General features: G+C 34.3%; 18 protein-coding genes and 1 pseudogene. 14 read left to right on the plus strand and 5 right to left on the minus strand.

Annotated elements, in window-relative coordinates; translation table 11 throughout:
* Positions 1 to 66: 66 nt before the first annotated feature.
* Positions 67 to 372 (plus strand): annotated as a pseudogene (locus Q0543_RS01210) (ATP-binding cassette domain-containing protein); the annotation flags it as partial.
* 18 nt (positions 373 to 390) lie between these two features.
* Positions 391 to 1386 carry an ATP-binding cassette domain-containing protein gene (locus tag Q0543_RS01215; protein WP_366799922.1) on the plus strand — a complete coding sequence of 332 codons (996 nt, stop codon included), beginning with the start codon at positions 391 to 393 and terminating at the stop codon, positions 1384 to 1386.
* A 19-nt stretch (positions 1387 to 1405) separates the two neighbouring features.
* Here Q0543_RS01215 and Q0543_RS01220 read toward each other — a convergent pair whose 3' ends face one another.
* The gene (locus Q0543_RS01220; RefSeq protein ID WP_299247929.1) at positions 1406 to 1747 is read right to left on the minus strand and encodes a helix-turn-helix transcriptional regulator; all 342 of its coding nucleotides are present in this window, start codon (positions 1745 to 1747) and stop codon (positions 1406 to 1408) included.
* A 222-nt stretch (positions 1748 to 1969) separates the two neighbouring features.
* Between Q0543_RS01220 and Q0543_RS01225 the strand changes: the two genes are divergently transcribed.
* The 3 genes from Q0543_RS01225 (at position 1970) to Q0543_RS01235 (ending at position 7813) form a co-directional block, all read left to right on the plus strand.
* Positions 1970 to 5104, plus strand: coding sequence for a T9SS type A sorting domain-containing protein (locus Q0543_RS01225; protein ID WP_299247932.1), 3135 nt, complete (start codon positions 1970 to 1972; stop codon positions 5102 to 5104).
* Between the two features lie 66 nt (positions 5105 to 5170).
* Complete coding sequence (locus Q0543_RS01230; RefSeq protein ID WP_299247935.1) at positions 5171 to 5899, plus strand: porin family protein; 729 nt, start codon at positions 5171 to 5173, stop codon at positions 5897 to 5899.
* Between the two features lie 3 nt (positions 5900 to 5902).
* Positions 5903 to 7813, plus strand: a complete 1911-nt coding sequence (locus Q0543_RS01235) for a gliding motility-associated C-terminal domain-containing protein (RefSeq protein WP_299247938.1) — start codon at positions 5903 to 5905, stop codon at positions 7811 to 7813.
* A 108-nt stretch (positions 7814 to 7921) separates the two neighbouring features.
* Here the strand turns inward: Q0543_RS01235 and Q0543_RS01240 are convergent, their stop codons facing one another.
* Together Q0543_RS01240 and Q0543_RS01245 are read right to left on the minus strand one after the other, a co-directional pair.
* Complete coding sequence (locus Q0543_RS01240) at positions 7922 to 8584, minus strand: hypothetical protein (RefSeq protein WP_299247942.1); 663 nt, start codon at positions 8582 to 8584, stop codon at positions 7922 to 7924.
* A gap of 86 nt (positions 8585 to 8670) precedes the next feature.
* A complete protein-coding gene (locus Q0543_RS01245; RefSeq protein ID WP_299247945.1) occupies positions 8671 to 9264 on the minus strand; it encodes a hypothetical protein in 594 nt (197 codons plus the stop codon).
* A 326-nt stretch (positions 9265 to 9590) separates the two neighbouring features.
* On the opposite strand from Q0543_RS01245, the gene glyA reads away from it, so the two are divergent.
* Genes glyA through rpiB form a run of 3 tightly spaced genes read left to right on the plus strand, consistent with a single transcriptional unit; the run spans position 9591 to position 12163 of the window.
* Positions 9591 to 10886, plus strand: coding sequence for a serine hydroxymethyltransferase (glyA, locus tag Q0543_RS01250; protein WP_299247948.1), 1296 nt, complete (start codon positions 9591 to 9593; stop codon positions 10884 to 10886).
* A 53-nt stretch (positions 10887 to 10939) separates the two neighbouring features.
* Positions 10940 to 11719, plus strand: a complete 780-nt coding sequence (gene tatC, locus Q0543_RS01255) for a twin-arginine translocase subunit TatC (protein ID WP_299248071.1) — start codon at positions 10940 to 10942, stop codon at positions 11717 to 11719.
* A gap of 6 nt (positions 11720 to 11725) precedes the next feature.
* Complete coding sequence (gene rpiB / locus Q0543_RS01260) at positions 11726 to 12163, plus strand: ribose 5-phosphate isomerase B (RefSeq protein ID WP_299247950.1); 438 nt, start codon at positions 11726 to 11728, stop codon at positions 12161 to 12163.
* Between the two features lie 180 nt (positions 12164 to 12343).
* Here rpiB and Q0543_RS01265 read toward each other — a convergent pair whose 3' ends face one another.
* The gene (locus Q0543_RS01265; protein ID WP_299247952.1) at positions 12344 to 13759 is read right to left on the minus strand and encodes a DUF6427 family protein; all 1416 of its coding nucleotides are present in this window, start codon (positions 13757 to 13759) and stop codon (positions 12344 to 12346) included.
* 128 nt (positions 13760 to 13887) lie between these two features.
* On the opposite strand from Q0543_RS01265, the gene Q0543_RS01270 reads away from it, so the two are divergent.
* From Q0543_RS01270 to Q0543_RS01280, 3 genes are all read left to right on the plus strand, one after another.
* Positions 13888 to 14289, plus strand: coding sequence for a ribosome-binding factor A (locus Q0543_RS01270; RefSeq protein ID WP_299247954.1), 402 nt, complete (start codon positions 13888 to 13890; stop codon positions 14287 to 14289).
* Positions 14290 to 14376: 87 nt separating this feature from the next.
* The gene (locus Q0543_RS01275; RefSeq protein ID WP_299247956.1) at positions 14377 to 15525 is read left to right on the plus strand and encodes an FtsX-like permease family protein; all 1149 of its coding nucleotides are present in this window, start codon (positions 14377 to 14379) and stop codon (positions 15523 to 15525) included.
* Positions 15526 to 15656: 131 nt separating this feature from the next.
* Positions 15657 to 18605: an SNF2-related protein gene (locus Q0543_RS01280; RefSeq protein ID WP_299247958.1), complete on the plus strand. Its 2949-nt coding sequence runs from the start codon at positions 15657 to 15659 to the stop codon at positions 18603 to 18605.
* 257 nt (positions 18606 to 18862) lie between these two features.
* Here Q0543_RS01280 and rnk read toward each other — a convergent pair whose 3' ends face one another.
* Positions 18863 to 19270: a nucleoside diphosphate kinase regulator gene (gene rnk, locus Q0543_RS01285; RefSeq protein ID WP_299247961.1), complete on the minus strand. Its 408-nt coding sequence runs from the start codon at positions 19268 to 19270 to the stop codon at positions 18863 to 18865.
* A gap of 1017 nt (positions 19271 to 20287) precedes the next feature.
* Between rnk and Q0543_RS01290 the strand changes: the two genes are divergently transcribed.
* From Q0543_RS01290 to Q0543_RS01300, 3 genes are read left to right on the plus strand one after another with little or no spacing between them, the layout of a single operon-like run.
* A complete protein-coding gene (locus Q0543_RS01290; protein WP_299247963.1) occupies positions 20288 to 21226 on the plus strand; it encodes a hypothetical protein in 939 nt (312 codons plus the stop codon).
* Between the two features lie 21 nt (positions 21227 to 21247).
* Entirely contained in the window at positions 21248 to 22372 is a 1125-nt protein-coding gene (locus tag Q0543_RS01295) for a DUF4280 domain-containing protein (RefSeq protein WP_299248074.1), read from the plus strand.
* Positions 22373 to 22374: 2 nt separating this feature from the next.
* Complete coding sequence (locus tag Q0543_RS01300) at positions 22375 to 23118, plus strand: hypothetical protein (protein WP_299247964.1); 744 nt, start codon at positions 22375 to 22377, stop codon at positions 23116 to 23118.
* Positions 23119 to 23262: the final 144 nt, after the last annotated feature.

Genomic DNA, 23262 nt, shown 5'->3' on the forward strand with positions numbered 1-23262 from the left:
ATTGTCTAAATTATTCGCCTAAACCAGTTGCTCCCCAGAAAATGGATGTGACCCCCTACTTCAGGAGAATTACTTTTTTCTTCCACAGAATTGAATAAAATTATTGTGCAGCAGCAGCACGATTTTAGATATGCGTTTGAAACGAAGTCGTATTTCGGACAACGTTACGATCGCAATTACAGCGACAATTTTCCTACGGTAAGGGATATTCTAATAAAAGAAAACCCAAACAAATTAGAATTAGAAAAAATTGTTGTTCAATTAAATCTTGGAGTGAAGCTAGAGCAACCTGTTATTGAATTATCTAATGGAGAAGGCAAACGTTTGCAATTGGCATTGGCACTGCTTGCTAAGCCAGATGTATTGATACTCGACCAGCCTTTTATTGGTTTGGATACGGCAACACGGAACCAACTTCATGACATAGTAAAAGACGTAAAAGAACAAAACATAACCGTTTTAATTATTACTACATCCGATGAAATACCTGATTGTGTAGACCAGCTTTTTCGAATGGAAAATGGAACAATCCGTGTATTGGATGAAAACAAGGATGATGTCACTGTAACAGTAGAGGCGAAAGAGCATACGTTTGATTGGGATCGCTTAAAAGAAATAGCTCTCACGAACGTTCCATACTTCGATGTTGCTGTGCAGATGAATCATGCAAACATTGCCTTCGGAGATAAAAAAATATTAGATGATATTTCGTGGACGGTAAAACGCGGAGAGCATTGGGCTTTGCTAGGCGCAAACGGTTCAGGGAAATCGACCTTATTGAGTTTAATCAATGCAGATAATCCGCAGGTGTATTTGAATGATGTGTCTCTATTTGACCAGAAGCGGGGCAATGGAGAAAGCATTTGGGAGATTAAGAAAAAGATTGGCTACGTTTCGCCAGAGATGCACAATCATGTGCTTCGCGGAAGTTCGTATATACAATCGCAAGCCATGGCAAAAAACGATTTTTCTTTGGGCGGATTTTCACAAGACAAAACAACTTGTTTCGAAATTGTAAGTTCCGGCTTGCACGATCAAGTGGGTTCTTCAACACGCTTAAGTACGATGCAACAAAAAACAGTATTGTATTGGATGGAAGCACTGGATGTATTGCAATTAAAACAAAAAGCATTTTATAAAACATCTTTAGGTCAACAACGCGTATTGTTATTAGCACGGGCATTGGTTAAGAATCCGCCTGTATTAATTTTAGATGAACCGTGTCAAGGATTGGATAAGCAGCAAACAAATTTATTTACATCTATTGTTGATGGTATTTGCAAACACATTGAAAAGACATTAATTTATGTGTCCCATTACGATAGTGATATGCCACGTTGCATAGATCACAAATTGGTGTTGGAAAAGGGTAGGGTGGTGAATTAAATAACGTGTCTAAAAGAATTTATCTGGCTTCAATCATCAATATTTTTTCTTCTAATAGCTTAATGGTTTTGTCATATAATTCACGTTCTTTTTCGGAAATATTAATGTAGTTAACTGAAAAAGATTTATCATGTGCTGTTCCATAATTATTAAAGATTAATTTTTCATCAAAATTAATTAAATCGTCGATTTTTATTTCGAGCAATTGCGCAATTTTATTTAATTGAGAAACTGTTAAATCACCATCTTCTTTTTCATATCTGCTGTATGTAGATTGACTAACATTAAGCTGTTGCGCCATGTATTCCTGAGTTAGATTTCGCAGTTCTCTAACTTTTTTTATTTTAATGCCGATTTCCATAACTAAATTATCTATTTAGTGCATAATCTATTCAAATAAAATAATATAATCAACAATGTTTTAAATTAATTTTGCAGGTAATCAGCTATTTATAGTTTGTTAAATGACAAACATTATTTTCATCTAATAAAGGATTTCCTTCAATCAGTATCTTAATCTTTTTAGTAGACATTGAGTGTATGCCATTTTTAAAATCAAATATTTTATATCTAAAAAAGTTTTATGAAAAAAATTTTAATTCTATGCATGTTATTATTATGTGTAGGTTCAGCACAGGCCCTGGATGTTCAAATAACAAGAGTAAAAACATCAATACGAAAATCTTATTGGGGCGGCACTAAAGACACTACACTATATGACAACGCAAAAATTACTCAAAATCTTTTGCCTTTGTCATTTTTAACCTTTTATATAAAATGGCAAGGCCTTGATCGTGTCGGAGATTTGGGTGAATATGTCAAATTTCAGGTATATAGTATTAATACCGATGGGAGTGAGGTATATGTGGGCTCCCAATCGCATTCAATCTCTAGCACTGACAATGATGATTCCACATCCATAATTGTAGCGGGTGAAGATTTTGAAAAGCTGCAGAAAGGCAAAGCCTCTACTTCCTATACTTATATAGTTCGAATCGAGCAACTTGATCCACCACCTGCAATCTTAACGTATCACAAAATAGCAGAAACTAATAAATGGCACTTTAGCATAATTGCAGACCCAAATAAAATATTTTACAATATAATATGTTGCTCCAAATTTGTTGATTTACCATATCAACCAACACAACCTATTGCACAGGATTCAAGCACTGGAGTTGGAGCTGCTACAGCGACTAATTTAACTATCAAATATTATTGGTTCAAACGGAATGAGGGGAATAATTTTTCAATTATAAGTGGTGAAAATGGGAAATCATATATGCCAGAAAAGCAAACCCGTAATACATATTATCGTAGAGTAGCAATTGCTTACAAGGGGGGGATTGAAATTTGTTATGACGAAAGTAATGTTGTCTCTTTCACTTTACTACATTGCCCTAGACCAGACAGTACATATAATGCAATTTGCGGAGATCAAGGATTTTTCAACCTTGTTGATGGAGATGTAATTTACCCTACAAGTGTTTTTGGCTCATTCATCAACTGGCCAAATCAAGGCAGAGAAAGACACCAAGGATATCAGTATATAATATCTAATGATGGCTATACATGGTATGATGTAGGTGATAAAGAGGAGTTATGGGGACCAGCAGCAAAACCAAAAGACTTTACACTTGACCCAGTAATTTTTAAAATCAATAAAGGACTTGTTCAGCACATTTACATAATAAGAAGATATTATGAACTTTATGATTCATGGGACTGTGGTTGGCCTATACCCTTGTATCCTTGCGGACAAAAGTGGCATTTAAAAAGCATAAGTAATGTTGTTACTTTTACATTAACCTCATTGACCCCTCCTAAACCTGTAACTGATACTATTACTAATGAATCAGGAATAGATAAAGCAACTTGTGATTATAACAATCAAACCAAAACATTTAGCATACCCCGCATCAATAACAACGAAACATACAAGTGGGAGATACCTCAAGGTTGGATTCCATATTCTGATTTACAAGGCCCATATGCAAATTCAATAACCGTTGGCACAAATTCTGGCGGTGCTAATTATGCAAAAGGTGGCAATGTATGTTTAACGATTACTCAACTTGGCCAGGTAAACAGTATGTGCAAATACATAAAAGGATCAGAACCATATACTGTAAGTCTACCTAATGTGCTGAAAGGTTGTGAAGGTTCTAATATAGTTGTAAAGCCAGTAATACTTCAAAATAATACGGTTCAATCTTCTGCGAATTATAAATTTAACTGGGAAGCTTATCAATCATCGAATATATCCTGTAATACACCAAATGATTTAAATAATGGAGACTGTAAAGAATTGAAAATCACGATTGGTAATGTGTATCAAAATCCGAGTCAACCAATTAAAGTAACAGCCACAAATTTGAACGGATGTACCGCTAGCACAACAACGAACTTAACAACTTCGCCTGGATTATTAATGGGTATTTTAAATAGTTTCAATGATCCATTAGCGAATACTACATCAAATTTAGCATTGAATGAGAATAGTAATCATTTATATTTTACAGCAAATAGTGGAGTTATACAAAGGGTATATTTTGATAATAGTACGAATATTTGGAGATATGTATCCTTAAAAGATAAAAGCACAAATGCACCAATATCGTGCTCAGGTTCTGTTGCATTTTATAAAGGAGTTCAATCAGATAAATTATTTTATGTTCTTAAGGACAATTTATATTATGCTGAAACCAATGATAATGGATTGACTTGGACAAATTTTAATAGTATTAACTTAGCTCCAAATGTAGGCTCTCGAATTAAAATTAATGATGATAAAATTTATTATATCGATAATACATCAAACAAAGTATATTATAAATCACTTATTGGTTTAAATCCTGCAGTATTAGTAGGAAATATTCCAATCAATTATTCTAATGATATGTTTACAGTTGAAGAGGGTATCGTTGCATATGCGGACCAAAGCGGCATATTAGTAGCTTTTGATGCAATAACGGGTATAATGTTTCCTATAAATCTTACTCCTCAATTAAAAACTGTTTCATATAATTCGGCTATTTCTATATTTAATAAAAATATTTATTTTGTTAACTATGCACGTAGTTTATCTATCATACAAAAAAGCAGTACCTCTACATCATATACTTCAAGTCAAAATGTATCTAATCAATTAGCAGGTCCTTTTGTAATCAATAAACAGACAGGAACAGTTTATGCTAAAGCTTATGATATACCAGGTAAGCAAATCTATTATTTAAATGGCCAATGGATTAGTAATCCTATAAAAAATTACGATCAAGGGATTCAAATTCAATCTTCAATGGTATACGGAAATGGGCATGCATATTATATTGGAGTTGGTAATATTGTTTCTAATACGTTTTATATTGCACCATGTGTGCCAAATGTTTTGCGCACAAGCGGCAATATGAATACAACGGAGGGTGATCCCCAAAATGATCCGATTCCAATTACTAGGGAAGCAATAAATGTTTTAAATATTTATCCGAATCCCGCAAAAAATTTAGTTCACGTGAATTTCACAACAGAGCAAGCTTCTAATATACAGGTTAAGGTTGTAAATCTTACAGGTAGCGCAGACATCGTAGTAGAAGAATATATTGAACAAGGCATGCAGGATATAGAAATACCCATAACAGAATACGCAGCAGGAGTCTATCTAATTCAGTTATATGTTGAAGGTGAATTATCTGCTACTTCTAAACTCATCACATATTAAATTTCTTTTTGTATCTTCAAACATTCCATTGATAACATCAATGGAATGTTTTTATTTAACAGCTATATGAAAAAAATCCATCTATTATTTTTAATAAGTATCTCTTCAAGTATTTGCTTCGGTCAACTAAATGTTGGTTTGAAATTAAACATGAATGTTAATAAATTTGCATTTAAGACAAATAGTGAGGATGAATATATAAAAGGTCCGCTCGTTGATTTTGGTTTTTTTGGAATAAGTGGAGGTGCTCTAGCAAACTATAGACTGAATCACCGGCTTTCAATTCAATCAGAATTGAATTTTAATGCATTTAGAACAACTTTTGCAAAAATGGAATATTATACGAATTGGGAAGGTGATCGAACCGCTATTGGTAATGGGTTTAATGTTAACATGAATTATTTAGAAATTCCACTGATGGGAAAAGTATCCTTTGGGAATAAAGTCACCTTTGATATAACAGCAGGTGCTTTTGTTGGATATCTACTTTCTGCCAAACAATCAACAGATAATGGAAGATTAAATTTACCAGCAGATACCATTTATCGACCATGGCAAGACCCTGAACCCAAAAGGATAACTTATTATAAGCAAAATGTGCGTTCTGATTATTCATCCTTTAATGCTGGAATATTAGTAGGATTGGGATTAACTATGAAGGATAGGGTGGTTATTGAATTACGATTAAATCGTGGTTTAGTAAATATTAATAAAACGCGCTCCGCAACAATGAATACGGTTCAAGCCCAATTCAGCGTAGGATATTATATTTTCAAACAAAAAAGAAAAGCGTAAAACGTGCTAACAAAATTCGCTATATCTCGAACACATTCAATCATAATTAGTATATGCTTAACATCCGTATTCTTTTTTAGCTTATTGCATACCAATGCCCAAAGCAAACGAGCAAATGTGTGGTACGTATCCGAAGGTATTGGGTATGATTTTAATTGCAATCCACCTTGTACAAATCAATTGGGTGGTTTGGGCGATGCTAAATCTAGTGCAACCATTTGTGATAAAAATGGAGCTTTGCAATTTTATACAGACAATGAAACAATCTGGAATTGGAAGCATCAGGTAATGGCAAATGGTACAGGATTATATTCCTGCCGCTGGGCACAGCAAGGCTCTGTTATTGTACCCTTAAGTACCAATCCATTTCAATATTATTTAATTACGTGCGACGATTTGCGTTATCCTGTAATTGCCAATGCACAATTTATTTGTAGCGATATAAATCCGGTAAGCTATATTTTAAGTTTGAATTTGATTGACATGTCTGCAAATAATTTTAATGGGCAAGTACTCATTAAAAATAAAGTAATTTATGGTAGTGGACATGTGATGAGCACAATTGCCGCTGTTAAACATGCCAATACAAAAGATACATGGATTATGACGTATGATTTTAAAATCAATCGGTTTGTGTCCTTGTTATTAACCGATTGCGGCATACAAGAAACAGTAATTTCTCCAGACTTAGGTATTGTTGTATTTTTAGAAAAAAATACCATTACATTTTCACCGAAGGGGGACTTATTTCATATACGTACGGGTTATATGTTACCAGAAAGTGGTAGCATGATTGCCCATTTTGATAACAGTACTGGCTTAGCTTATAACCCTATATTTTTTAGAGGTGAAAATACACAATCGTGCTTTTCAGTTGATAATACATACCTGTATCAAGCAGGTGGCGAAATTCGATATAATATTTCTGACCTTTCGGATACGGCAGCTATTTATGCTTCAAGAGAAAAGTTCGATTTTGGTTATGGGGCTAATTTTGGTGTTCAGAATGGTCCAGATGGCAAAGTGTATTTTGCGACTAATAAACCTTACTACGTAACGATGAATAGTGTGGATCAGCCAAGTTCAGCCAAAACTACTTACAGCACCCAACTAAGTACACACATAACAAAACCAATTCAGTATGCGCAATTGGTTGCTATTGCACCCAATTTTGTACAAAGTTGGTTTGATCCAAATTTTAAAGAGTATGAATACGGTAGCCCTGTAATTCAATATACCCGAACATGTATTACTTCGTCTGCAAGGTTTATAGCAACAGGTATTCCGCCAGCTACGCATTATCATTGGGAAATAGAAGAAGTAGGCGAGGCTGTTAAAAAATATTTTGATACAGATACGATTACACATGCATTTGCACATTCAGGCAAACATAGAGCAAAGCTAATCATCGATTTTTCGTGTAAGCCAGATATCATAACACGAAATGATATTTTTGTGGATGATTTCCCCAAAAAGGATTTTATAAAAGATGTTGATGTTTGTATTGGTGATAATTATGTTTTGAATGCAGAACCAAATCAAGTGCAATATCTCTGGAATACTGGAAATACAAATCCTCACCAAATAGGCATAGCAGGTAATACGTATGCTGTTCAAGTAAGTAATACCTGTGGACAAAATACCGATTCAGTGTATTTAAAAAGAATAAATTATAAGCTTCCTAATTTAATCACTCCCAATAATGATTCGCATAACGACACATTTGAAGTGGAATCAGATGAAACTTTTGAAGGCAATCTTGAAATATATAATTCGTGGGGATCAATGATTTATCAAAATTCAAAATATAAAAACACTTGGCCAGAGCAAGAAATAGATGAAGGCGTTTATTACTATCGATTTTCCTATAGTACTTGTGGGCCTGTAAATAGTTGGTTGCAGGTGATTAAATAAAAGTATATTCTAAAAAATGCCTCGAAATAAAAATTATATCGAGGCATTTTTCAATTAAATAGTTTGAGCAACAATACTGTAAGAAAAAATTTTCAAATCACTAATTTCTTATTTAACATTCGTAGGCGTCGTTGTCAAATACCTTCTTTTCCATTTTGGATAGCGCAATTGTCTTATATCTTCCATTACATTGAAATAACTCCCTGCCCAATAATTTCGAAGACCATTACCAATTACCATTCCTTGAATACGCTCATGTAAAAGAATTTCTTTCGTACTCATATTAAAGAAAACCACATGATAGTATGCACCACCGTATGATTTGTTCAAGCATTCAGTTATAAAAATTAAGCCAATACCACTTTTATTTATTAAGGGATAATTTGCAACAATTGATTGAATATAATCTGGTGTATAATACGGAGTAGAAGGCACTTCCAAAGAATCTAATAATGCTGCTGCATTAAGTGTTTTTACCATTTGAATGTCATTCACCACAGTTTTGTGGTAAATCATTTTTGGAATGGAATATTTTTCGGGTTCGTCTAAAATCAATTGATTCCATTCTGGATAGTATTTATCTCGTAATTCTAGCGCAGTGATAGGTGTTACGCCCCCGAATTGACTCATTTTACCAACAATTTTTGTGTGAGAATAATCAATCCCCAGCCAAGTAATTTCAGTACTTGGATTAAAGATATCTTGAACTGTTTGCGAAAAACAAGGAGAAAATATAAAGAAGGAAAGTAAGGCGACAAGTATACGTTTCATAACAAATAATAGACAACGGGAATTCTGAATGTAATTAAGGGTAAATATATTTTCTGTGAAATAATATTGCAACAAAACCTTTCAACCTACCATGTTGGGGCAGTCTTGCTTTTTGTATTATTGACCTTGCCATTATATTTTTTCTGCCATTTATAATAGCCATCTTCACGGATGTAATCCATTACCTTACTAATGGAAGTAGCCCAATAATTGCGCAAACCAAAGCCGCCGGCCGCACCTTTTAATCGCTCTTGGAGTAAGACTGTTTTTGTTTCAATATTAAAAAAAACTACGTGGTAATAGGCTTCATCTGTTGCCTTATCCATACTCTCTGCAATAAATACCAAACCAATTCCCGTTTTACCATCAATTGGATAGTTTGAAATAAATTGTTGGATTTCTGTGGTGGTATAATTCGGTGTTGTAATCGCTTCCATAGAATCAAGTGAGACAGAAGCATTTAATTTTTTCACCATACTCACATCTTTTGCAACACTGCCTCTATGAATCATACTTTGAATATTATATTTTTCAGGCTCAGACAGTATCAATTGATTCCATGCTGGATAATAACTATCGCGCAATTCTTGGGGAGAAGTAGGACTTTTTCCACCGAAGGAGCCTATAGAACCTATAATTTTGCACTGTGAATAATCGATACCAAACCATGTTACGCGCATATCGTAATTTTTAAAAATATCTTCTACGGTTTGAGCTTGGGAGTGAAAACACAAAAGCAAACATAGGCACACAAGCGGTATACTTTTTTTAATCATAGCATTATGGACATTAAAATTGAAAATCAAACAAAGGTACTCAAAATACTTTAACGACAAATGGCAGCCAACCATTAATATGTATCAAAACCTTTATAATTCAATAGGTTGCGAAACTAAAAAGATATCTAATGAAGTAGTATAAAAAATGCTGTGGATTAATTGGCCCTTTCCTTTTTAACCTGCCCGAAAAGCATTAATTTTGGACCTTAAAATCACCATCGAAACATATGTTTACTGCACCCATTCGCACAACAGTAAGAGACACTCAAATTTTTGATTTAATCTCTAAAGAAGCTCACCGTCAAGAAGAAGGTATCGAGTTAATTGCTTCAGAAAATTTCACTTCAAAACAAGTGATGGAAGCAACGGGAAGTGTATTAACCAACAAATATGCGGAAGGCCTACCGGGCAAGCGCTATTATGGTGGTTGCCAAGTGGTGGATCAAGTAGAGCAAATTGCTATTGATCGTTTAAAAAAATTATTCGGCGCAGAGTGGGCAAACGTACAACCACACTCGGGTGCACAAGCAAATGCTGCCATCATGATTGCATGTTTAAATCCTGGGGATTCAATCTTAGGCTTTGACTTATCACATGGTGGTCACCTTTCGCACGGTTCTCCAGTGAATATGTCTGGTAAATATTTTCAAGCACATTTTTATGGTGTTGAAAAGGACAATGGCTTAATCAACATGGATATCGTTGAAGCGATTGCATTAAAAGTAAAGCCTAAAATGATTATTTGCGGTGCTTCAGCGTACTCTCGTGATTGGGACTATGTTCGTTTCCGCAAAATAGCTGACAGTGTTGGCGCATTATTATTAGCTGATATTTCTCACCCTGCAGGTTTAATAGCTAAGGGTTTATTAAATGATCCAATCCCTCATTGCCACATCGTTTCTACTACTACACACAAGACGCTAAGAGGCCCTCGTGGTGGTGTTATTATGATGGGTAAAGATTTTGAAAACCCATTTGGTTTAAAAACACCAAAAGGAGATGTACGCATGATGTCGAATGTATTGGACATGGGCGTTTTCCCTGGTACACAAGGTGGTCCGTTGGAACACGTAATTGCTGCAAAAGCAATTGCATTTGGCGAAGCATTATCAGATGATTATTTAAAGTATGCACAACAAATAAAAAAGAATGCTCAAATAATGGCTGAAGCATTCTTGAAAAAAGGATACGATATTATTTCTGGGGGTACAGACAACCACTTGATGCTAATCGACCTTAGAAGCAAAGGCTTGACAGGTAAAGAAGCTGAAAATGCATTGATTCGTGCAGATATTACCATCAATAAAAACATGGTGCCATTTGACGACAAATCACCATTCGTTACTTCAGGTATGCGTGTAGGTACTGCTGCTATTACAAGTCGTGGTATGAAAGACGATGACATGATCCGAATTGTAGAAATGATCGATAGCGTATTGATGAACCAAACAAAAGATTCTGTAATCGAAACGGTTCGTAAAGATATAAACAACTGGATGGCAGAGTATCCTTTGTATATCTAATTCAACATGTATTAATCCCCAATTAAGTGGACGATAAAATAGTAAAAAAAGAAATGTCCTTTTTTGATCACATAGATGAACTAAGGAAACATTTAATGAAATCAATGATTGCGGTGATAGTCTTGGCTATCATCGCTTTTATTTACATGGATTTTATCTTTCATGAAATTTTAATGGCACCTTCAAGGCCAGATTTTTTTACCTTCAGAATATTATGCCAATACTTTGATTTTTGTGTGGGTAACATGAATTTCACATTGATGAGCCGTACCATGACAGGGCAGTTCTCCATGCACATTATGACGGCGATAATTGCGGGCTTAATTGCGGCGTTTCCATTTATAGTATATCAAATATGGGCTTTTATAGCACCAGCGCTACACGAAAAAGAACGTAGAAATGTAAAGGGAGTTGTATTTGGTGTTTCCATCTTGTTTTTCATCGGTATTCTTTTCGGTTATTATATCATTGCACCATTAGCCATTAACTTTCTAGCAAATTATCAGTTAGATCCTTCTATTGAAAATAATTTTGATGTAAGCTCTTATATCTCTACGTTGAGTATGATGGCTTTGGGCGGAGGAATTATATTTCAACTTCCCGTTGTTGTCTACTTCTTATCCTTGATGGGTATAATGACTCCAATGGTGATGAGACATTACAGAAGACATGCGATACTAGTAATGGCAGTAATTGCTGCAATTGTAACACCTTCTCCAGATATGCTAAGTCAGATGTTGATGCTTATACCGATGCTTTTATTGTATGAAGGAAGTATATTTGTAAGTGCTATTGTTTATAAAAGGAAATTAAAAGAAGCGGAAGAAAATTAATTTATTATGTCATATACCATTGCATTAGGTGGCGATCACGCTGGCTATACCTATAAAAAAGAAGTGATTGCTTATTTAGAATCTCAAGGCCATAAGACGATAGACTGTGGTCCGTTTTCAGAGGCTTCTGTAGATTATCCAGACTTCTCTCACCCTGTTGCAGAAGCGGTTGAATCAGGTAAAGCAACCTTTGGCATTTTAATTTGCGGCAGTGGCAACGGTGTGTGTATGACGGCAAACAAACATCAAGATATTCGTGCGGGTCTTTGCTGGACACCTGAAATAGCAATGCTTACACGTCAACATAATAATGCAAATGTACTGTGTTTGCCAGCACGTTTTATTCCAATTGAAGAAGCTATTGCCTGTGTAAAAATGTTTGTAGAAACTCCGTTTGAAGGCGGCAGACATGAAGGCAGAGTAAATAAAATTGCTTGTTGTTAATTAATCCTACTTCGTCATTTTATACAACAGAATTAAATTTTAATTGCTGCGAAGCTTGCTGTGTGTCTTTTCGACCAACAACTACTTGCTAATAAATTGCGACAAAGTACAAACTTGAAAAAGTAAAATTAAGAATAGAACCCCGAATAAAAAATCCCTACACAACTGTGTAGGGATTTTTTATTTTCTCAAGCGATATGTTTTTTTATCGTAGGAAGGTTCATAATAATCAGCAAGCTCGGGTATCCGTTCAATAAGACTTGGCATAATACCAATTTGGTCCAAAATATACTCAGGCTTATTGTCCATTACGTTCGAGTAAATAAAAGAAATATTATTGTAATTGGTCAAATCTCCAAAATGTCTCAAAGATAGATTCCAAGATGTATATATCGTAGACTGCTTATTGTGAATAAGAGCTGCAGGGTTGGGACCTAATAGTAACACATTTTTGTTTTGGATAACATCTCCATTAAAACGTACTTCTGCATCTCTATAAATTAATATTTTAGAGGAATGGGCTTCTAATTTTTCGGTATCAAGGTTTTTGTGATAGATGTGAAGTCCCACAAATGTAAAAATTACTAGCCACAACAAACTTTCTTTCAACCACAATCGATCAATTTCTAAAAATAAAAATACTGTGAAGAACGTAAAAACTGGAATCAATATATAGATGTTGTAACAAACCCGTTCATTCATGATAAAATAAGCTACGAGTCCATTGACAAACCACATAACCATTATTTTCATGGATGAATATTGGTAATTTAAGAACGTGCTTTTAGAAACAGTAAAAAAGAAAGCTATAACGGAAAGAATCGTGGCGGGCAAAGCCACTTGAATGATGGAATATAAATCAACGTAATTTTGTGGTCGGCCATAGATTGTACTTTGTATTAAGTTACTTAATACTTCATTTAAGGAACCATTTAAATAGTAATAGGAGAACACCATCATCCATGGAAAAACAAAAGCAGAAATTAACTGGAAGAAACGTTTAACATCAAAAGAACTAAATACGGCAAAAGAATAAATAATAAAGACAATAAAAAAAGCGAATGGTAGGTAGAACAAAGAGGCAATACCAAGGCATGCACCAGCAAAAAAGTGATTTTTTGATTTTTCGCCCATACGCACATCTTTAAATAAGAAATACATAACAGGCAACATAAATGTTAACCCCAATTGCACAGGTGATAGAGAAAAGAAATCATAATTTAAAGAGCTAAACAACACATAAAAAAATGCGGGATAAGCTGTTTTTTGATCGTATATATTGGTATTGGAGACGTAGTAGTTAAACAAAAAGGCTTGCAAAATGCACAACAGCAAGGATAATATGCGGAGCGCTAGAATAGATTTTCCGAAAACCAACTCAATGACATAATATGTGCCAGCACTGAATGGCTCTAAAGACGTCCAGATATCTTTATAAAGAACTCTATGGTCGGCCATTATTTCACCAATACTCAACCATTGTAAGGTTGGAATGATAACAATTTCATCTGATAGCCAATAAAAACGCGCTAAGAATGCAAGTATAGCAATAACTATAAATCGTACCGGATCAATATTCTTTAAAAATTGTAACACAAGCTTTCTATTTTTTATGCCAAATTAAGCATTTTTTTGCTTTCCATATCAGTATACTAGACATAAGCCGACTCTTTTTTGTATTTTTGTAGTCCCTTCTAGAAGGTAGTATTAACAAAAGGACGAATATGGAAAGCGTAAGACAACAAAAAGTAGCAAGATTGATTCAGAAAGAGATGGCAGATATTTTTTTGAAAGAAAGTCGGATGCTATTTGGTAATGTGTTTATCTCCATAACTACGGTTCGAATGAGTCCAGATTTGAGTGTTGCTAAATTATATTTGAGCATCATGTTGGTTGAGGATAAAAAATCATTTTTAAAGCAAATTCAAACTGAGATTAAACCCTTGCGTAAATTATTGGGAGATCGCATTCGCAAACAAGTGCGTATTATACCCGAGATTATTTTCTATTTGGATGACAATGTTGACTATGCCAACCACATGGATGATGTTATCTCTAAAATCACAATCCCTAAAAAAGAAGACGAAAATTTTGACCCCAAACAATATCCTGGGTTGAAAGACTAATTATACAATCGGTTGAAATCCATTTTATTTATTGCGCGACACTATTATTTTTCTGGCAAGAATTTACTTCTTATCAATGTAATATCTATGTTGTCCATACTTGTTGTGGCTGTTATAACGATGTCGCTCGTTATAGGAATGTCGGTTTTTAACGGAATGGAAAATTTAATTCGCTCTTTGTACAATTCGTTTGATCCGGAATTAAAGATCTCGCCCGTCGAAGGAAAAACATTTTTAATGACAGATAGCCTGCACAAGCTCATTCAGCAAACAGATGGCGTATTTATCATTACGGAAGTGATTGAAGACAATGCAGTTTTAAGATATAAAAACGAATCGGATGTAATTAAAATCAAAGGCTTATCCGAAAATTTTTTGCAACAACATCGTATGGATTCCTTTATTGTAGCGGGTAACATGAAGTTGGAAAAACAAGGAAGAGAGTTTGCCATTATTGGCAGAGGTGTGCAATACAAATTATCTGTACCACTAAACAATCAATTCGCACCTGTACAAATTTATTATCCAGATAAAGACAAAATTAAAAACCCAAGCTCTTTTGATGCATTTAAAATTAAAAGCATACAAGTAGGCGGCGTTTTTGCTATTGAAAAACAATACGACGACAACTATATTTTTGTACCACTTTCGTTTACGAAAGAGTTAATGAATTTCGAAAATGAACGCACTTCCTTAGAAGTAAAAGTTTCGAAAGGATATGACATCAACTCCGTTCGAAATACATTACGCGAAGTATTGGGAGACAAATTCTCAGTATTAAATAGCGACGAGCAACACAAAGGTTTATTGAAAGCTATTAAAGTCGAAAAATTTGTCGTCAATATCATGCTCAGCTTTATTTTAGCAATTTCATCTGTAGGTATATTCTTTTGTCTTACCATGTTAACCTTGAATAAAAGAAAAGATATTGCTGTATTAAAGTCAATGGGTGCCACTAAAACATTTATCCGGAATATTTTTATGACCGAAGGAATGATGATTGCAATTACAGGCGCAACCATCGGAATGGCTGTTGGTGTGGGTATTTGTTATTTACAACAACATTACGGACTTGTTTCCATTGGCACAGAAACATCCGTGATTGATGAATATCCCGTAGAGTTAAGAATGGCCGATTTAATTTGGATAGCTTGTACTGTAATATGTATTTCATTTGCCGCTTCTATACGCCCCTCTATTATAGCATCTAAGCTTGAATTGAAGAAATATCTATAATATAGAGACATGCATTTTTGTGAATAAATAGTATACATTCTTGCCCAAAACAACATTCTAGTTTAGTATATTGTAAATTCCTTTTAGTGAAAATAAAGAGAAAACAGTGTCATCACGTTTCTTTTTCATGAATGGAATTAAACAAGCTAGGCGTGAAAGTATCAACTACCGAACCATTTCAAATCATATACTCATTGTTCGAACATGAATACTTGGGATATCTGTTTGAATCATTTGTTATTCAATTGGATCATCAACGTAGACTTACGCTGAAACATCAAAATATTTCCGCTAAAAACGCAGATGAGTTTGCACGTGAATTAGACGAGGTAGATTATAAATTGATAGATTTGATTGACTCCATTCAACAAGAAGCAGTCGTTAAAAAATTCTATAATAAAAAAATAACCCCGCCAGAATTTTTTCTTAAAATATACAATAAAGAAAAAGGCGACGAATTAATTCAGGATGCGATACGCTCTTACATTGAAATTCGAAAGAATGAAATTTTGTGTTTGCTCGAAACTAAAATCCTTTTTGAAATGGGGCACGATGGCGAGCCTACTTGGAAACGCTTGTCTATAGCTCCTAAAAAAGCAAATGTCTTATTTCACTTCATGCGCAATGAAGACAACACCCATTATTTCCCAAGTATAAAATACGACGGAGAAAAAGTAGATTTTCAATACAAGAACGCAATCATTGTGTGTAGTTTACCTGCATGGTTGTTGGTTGAAAATACAATTTTTCATTTTAATAAAGATGTGGATGGCAACAAGCTTAAACCATTTTTAAATAAAAAATTCATCTTAGTTCCACGTAAAATGGAAGAGATGTATTATGAGAAATTTGTTACCCAAATCATTTCATCCTTTGATGTACATGCAAAGGGTTTCACCATACATGCAGAGGAGTATGCTCCTAAGCCCGTATTGACTTTAACAGAATTGGCAACCACTAAAGCGCCAGCGTCTTTATTTGACACAGGAAATGCAGCAGTAGCAGTTAAAGAAGAAAATAAAATTTTATTGAGTCTAGATTTCCAATACGGAAGCTTTATATTTTCATCTGACAAACTGTCTCCATCATTTGTAAAAATGGAGAAGACGGAAGATTCGTATGTATTTCATAAAGTAAAACGAGATTCGGAAAAAGAAAAAAACTTTTTGAATGTACTTCGTAATTCAGATCTAGAATTTAAAAGCGGAAAAGTTACCTTAGAAAAATCAAAAATATTTTCTTGGTTGGCTACCAATCGTGAAAGCCTAGAAGCACAAGGCTTGGTAATCCGCCAGAATTTAAAAGATGGCAAACGCTATTTTGTTGGCAGTTCTTCCATTAGCCTAGAAGTAAAAGAAAATAATGATTGGTTCGATATTCATGCAGTTGTTCGGTTTGGAGAATTTGAAATTCCATTTTTAAAATTAAAACAGTACATACTGAAAAAGAAAAAAGAATTTATTTTACCTAATGGAGAAATTGCAGTAATTCCTGAAGCATGGTTTAGTCAGTACTCAGATTTATTTTCGTTTATGGAGCAAGATTCAGACGATTTTAAATTGCGTAAACACCACATGGCTTTAGTGAAAGAATTGCAATCGGATCGTTTGGCGAATGTATCCATGGATCAAAAATTGGAACGCTTACGTGACTTTCAAGAGATTGAAGACTATGATTTGCCTGTTGAATTTAAAGGAGAGTTACGTGCCTACCAAAAAGCTGGATATAATTGGATGCGCTTCTTGCATCAATATAATTTTGGAGGCTGCTTAGCTGATGACATGGGTTTGGGTAAAACGGTACAGACTCTTGCCTTATTGCAATCGTTGCAAAAACAAGCCGAAGGGAAAGCAAGTTTACTTATCATGCCTACATCCCTTGTATACAACTGGGAAATGGAGGCCAAAAAGTTTACACCTGAATTAAAAATTTTAAATTTTACAGGAATAGGTAGAGATAAAAATGTTGAACAGTTTAAAGACTACGACCTTATCATCACCTCTTACGGAACTGTCCGTGTAGATATTGATTTGTTCAAACAATATCAATTCTATTACACCATTTTGGATGAATCTCAGGTAATCAAAAACCCGGAATCCATTATCGCAAAATCAGTTAAAGAACTAAATACCAAATACCGACTTATACTTACAGGTACGCCTGTAGAAAATAGCACCATGGATCTATGGTCGCAAATGACTTTTGTTAATCCTGGCTTATTGGGTACACAACAGTTTTTCAAAAATGAGTTTTTAAATCCGATTGAAAAGAAAAACGATGAGTTGAAAACAAAACGCTTGTACAGTATTATCAAGCCGTTTATTCTTCGTAGGCATAAATTACAAGTTGCAAAAGACTTGCCTGAAAAAATTGAAAACGTGCATTATTGCATCATGACAACGGAGCAAGAGGAAGAATACGAAAAAACAAAATCGAATTATAGAAACTTAATCCTGGAATCCATTGATGAAAAAGGCTTAGGTGGAAGTCAAATATTATTGCTTCAGGGTTTAACAAAATTGCGACAAATTGCCAATCACCCAAGTTTGGTAGATGAAGCGTTTGAAGGAAGTTCAGGTAAAATGGATGATGTGAATCACATGCTTCATAACGCGTTGGATCTTGATCATAAAATTCTTGTATTCTCTCAATTTGTAAAGCACTTACAATTGTATGCAAAACAATTAGACAAGGCAGGTATTAAATATGCATACCTCGACGGACAAACTAAAAACAGGCAAGCAGAAGTAGATCGTTTTCAAAAGGAGGAAGGAATACGTGTATTCTTAATCTCATTGAAAGCAGGTGGTGTTGGATTAAACTTAACAGCTGCAGATTATGTGTTCTTATTAGACCCATGGTGGAACCCAGCAGTAGAAGCACAAGCCGTAGATAGAGCGCACCGAATCGGGCAAAAGAATACCGTATTCACCTATAAATTTATTACGAAGAATACGGTTGAAGAAAAAATACTGAACCTTCAGAAAAATAAATTGAAGTTGGCAAATGATTTAATTAGTTCTGAAGAAACATTCTTTAAAGCTTTAAGCAAAGATGATATTCAGTCCATCTTTGATTAATAAAGCTTAAGGACTAAAACAAAAATTCGAGCTATCAGATATTCTTTATTCAATAGTATTTTCACTAATAAAGAATAAATAAACCACTTATAAAATAAAACCCTTCTTATAAATACGTTTATAAGAAGGGTTTTATTTTATAAGAAACAAGAATTAGCTATTGTAGCTGTATTTGGAGTTCCCGACTGCACAGGCTTTCGGCATGTATTAAAGATTATGCGGGCATGGCCAACTATATAGTAGCCACGAATATTAAATTAAATATTAAATTGTCCTGCAGCTTCAGGTTGGAATACAATTTCCTCAATACGTATTTTTGTCATACCAGCTGGTACGCACCATTCAATTTCATCACCGACTTTATAACCGATCAATGCCGTAGCAATCGGAGAGAAGATGGATATTTTATTGTTTTTTAAATCTGCTTTATCTGGATAGACAAGTTGAAATTCAACTGTTCTTTTAGAATCTAAAAAAGCAATTTTTACAATGGAGTTCATCGTTACCACATCGCTAGGTATTTCTTCAGGCTCCAATTGTTGACCTAGTCGCAATTCTTTCATCAAATTTGTGGCTTCTACCACAGTGATTGAATTTGCTTGTTTTGCATCACTGATGCATTTTTGAATTCTTGAAAAGTCAAGTTTGTTTATTACCGTTTGCATGATGTATCGAGTTTAAGTGATTGCAGAAAATAGCATGCCAATAACCGTGACATACGGGTTTATTGGTAGCTACATGTATATAATTACGTATTTACAATAGGATATTCTGCTTCTATATAGTGTATATGAAGAAAAAGACCGAATTGTATGTATTCTAACAAGTTGTGCAAAAAGCGTACCGATAAAATAATTTATTGAGAAAGGCTTACAGAATTTTCAGCATCCATTTATGTACACAATTCTAGATTGAAAGGAATGCTTGTTAAGAATATAGTTTAAATACTATTAGAAATAAAATCGATTAAAAGCAATTATCTAATTACTATATAAAAAAGATGAAAAACAGAAAGAGCCAAGTTATTAAAGGGAATAATAAGTAGTAAAATTTTAAAAGACTCTTTTTTATAAATGCGTATCCTACAAAAAACACATCCAATAAAAATACAATTGAATATAATAATAAGGGAAGAATGAAAGTTGTTGTATGCGAACTACTGAAATTTAATATGAAAGCGATAATAGCAAAACAAAAAATATGTATAGTTAGTAGTGAAAAGAAAGTTTTTCTTCTATCAGTAAATGGCATGATTATTTTTTCTCGTAGTTTGAATAATGCATAAAAGCGCTCTTCCATTAACAATTTCAAGAGGGCATCAATCTGCTCATCTTGGGCTTCTTCAAAGCTAAATTTTACAGGTTTTGGCTTGATATCTATAGATACAAGTTAATTGATTTTACGGAATAGCTATGATGTAACGTGTAAGCAATTAACATAAGATAACAAAAACAAAATTCATCCACCTATAGTTTATTATTCAATAAACTATAGGTATTATTACATAGTTTTCGGAATGCTTTTTTAAAACGTAAAAAGGCAAATCAAGCCGTAACAAATAAGACAAATTCTATTTGCTGTTCATTTCACGATTCATTAGTACTAAAAGTTAATCATGGTTGTTTATACGTTTAGCACATAAATGAAAAGGCAGATATGAATTTCATAACAAATCAATGACTATGCAAGATCCAATAATAGAGTTAAAAAGTACCATTAAAGAACGTACGTTTCAATTTGAAACACAGTCTAAATTGAGGGTGCTAAATATGTATTTTGAAAACCATATCACATGCACGGTAAAGCAAACATTTTTAGAATGGCTTGATGAGTACACAGACGAAGATGGCCATACCACGCATGAAGGATATGTAATTCAAGTAGACATCTCTGATGTTAACCAATCCGCCACGGATGAACTCAATCTGCTTATTGCAGAAATCAATACCGTAACCAATAAAGTTATCATTCGAACCGATTGTTATGGCTCTATTGAAGAAGTATTAAACATAGATGAAATTCTTTCGAAGTGGAAAAAGCTTCGGCCAATATTATTTGAAAAACATAAAAGCAAACCCAACGCCAACGATTTTCTTGACGCCTTTGAAAAACAATTTACAGAGGTTGAAGAAATAGAAGCGGCATTAGAGAACAAGGGCGTCTATGGTATTTTATTTTCAGGCATTTATAATAGAGATTATGGGAAAATATATGGTTATACGTACGAATATTATAAAACCATTCACAATTATTTCAACCAAATTGATTTGCCCTTAAAATCTACCTATCAAATAAGTCCCAAAGAAAAACAAACGCTTAAATCAGGCACTCGGGACTGGGGCGTTTTCTCAGATTTCGAAACTAAAAAATACCTAGAAATAGAATGTACCAATACGGTGATTAATGAAGTTGAATTCAAACGTTCAGATTTTGATTCAACGATCAAAACGATGCAAGATTCTTTAAAAGCAAAAGTTGAGCTTGTGCTCACAAATCAAGAAGACTATTGTGTAGATGCTGAAAATGGTTGGTTTATAAATGCCAAGCAAGTATTGAAAGTAGAAGTTGCTGGGGTTTACATGAACGAACAACAACACACGCTTACATTTTTAAATAGCTAAGGCATGGCAGGCTAAAAATATATACCCAGTGGCGTATGGCTTACCTGTGATAAAGGAGCTATTCCGAGTCAATTTACTTCAACACCCAAAACGATTAAATTATACGGCAAATTTTTCGCCACAGAAGCAGATTTGATACCAATGTTAAACATACAACCTTTTGGAGTATGTTCTGTTGATGGGTATCCGTGTATGCCAATACCCGTGCAGTGGTTAGATGTGCTAGACGGCGGCTTAAAAGTTTCAGGATTTAAACCCTTATTGGACTGTAGTAAATGTCAATGTGCAAAATCTGGAAAGATGGAAATACATATGACAAAGGCCGATGCCGACAATCATTTAATGGCAAAAGGCATACAAGAAGGTGCAAGTCTAGCCAAAGAAGTTTCTATGTGGGCATTTGTAGGCGCCATTGCATTAGGGACTGCAGGTATCATTTGTGCTTGCACAGGCGTGGGTGCTGTAGCGACTCCATTTTTGTTTGCCGCGGCAGTCGAATGCATGGAAGTTGCTGCTGTAAGTTTTGAGCTAGCCATAGCGGCCGACGCTGCAGCCTTTGTAGTAGAACCAAACAAAGAAAATGGATGGGTAGTAGTTGCCGATGCTGGGATATTAATAGGCGGTAAAATTATTGGGAAAGGTTTAGGTATCTTAGCCGAAGATTTATTGGCAACAGGCATAGGCAGAAAAATTGCCATTGCAGTAGAAGATGCTGTAATTGCGAAACCTAGATTTAAAATAGAAGGCCAACGCGAGGGAGGACCTGGCAAGTGGACAAAGGGATATAATCGTAGAGGAAAAGGTATGAAGTACCAATTTGATAAATCAGGCACAAAGTCTGAATATCGGGTTGGTACGATACACATGAAAAGCGGAAAGAAAAATTTTGATGATTATGATCCCAACACAAAAGAATTTATTGATTATAAAGATTGGAACAATGGCTATCCACCAAAGAATACCCGAATGGAAGAATCTGCATTTAGAGATGCGACAAAGCAAGCAAAAATTGCGAAAGAACACAATACGGTAACGAGGTGGGAAGTATCAAATGAAGCCGGAAAAGCAAGACTAGAGGAACTAATTTTTGATGGCGTTGACAAAGAATTATGGCCATATATTAAAGTTGTAGTAAATTTAAAATAAGGATGAAAGAATTAAAAATTAGAGCACATTTTAAGCACGACCCACTTACGGTAAAAGTATTTACGGAGAAGGCAGAAGCATATTTGAAGTTGCTTCAAAGAATACAACCCAAATTTGCGGACTTTTTGATATTACAGACAGGTTTGGAAAAAACTCCCATTAAAGCAGACTACAGCAATTTTAAAGAGTTGTTTTATAAGGGATGTTTTGATAAAGATTGGGCTTATACAAATTTAGACAAACATGGAAATGGGACGGATGAAAGTACAGGAGATTTTATGGTTTGGATTTCAAACAGAAAAAGACAGACAGATGATCAATTTCTTATAAAATTTTCAATAAACAACGATGATTTGAAAAACAATCATAGTACCGTCCAAATTGATTTACCTGTAAATGAGGATGTATTTTTTGATTGGAAATTTTGTTCTGAACTATTAAAAGTAACTGCAGCGTTTTGGAATGCTGAATTTGCCAGCATTTATACCCTCGATTTTGCAAGGAAAGTAGTTGGGAAAAATACAAGTTTTGATATTGGTTGGATCAATTATTTCCCAAACCAAGATATTTTAGGTCTTATCACCATAAAAGATGTAGACAGTATTGTACAAACAAATCTGGGGCAATGTATTGTCACCATTACAGAGAGTATGCCCGATGATAACAATCCAGAATACGTAGATAAGGCAATAAAATTCAGGGATAAAATAACACCACACGGACTTTTAAATTGGAAACAAGAGTAAGGCAAGGAAGCATTTCTAATAATACCTTTATATTTAAGGGTTGATAATGGAGACAAGTACAAATAGGCCCCTTCCTATCAAAAATTTGAATTATCTCTCATTTAAATGTATTTTTATAGAAATACCTTTTAGAATTGATTTGGA

This window comes from uncultured Cytophaga sp., from assembly GCF_937863595.1.
Taxonomy (GTDB): Bacteria; Bacteroidota; Bacteroidia; order Cytophagales; family Cytophagaceae; genus Cytophaga.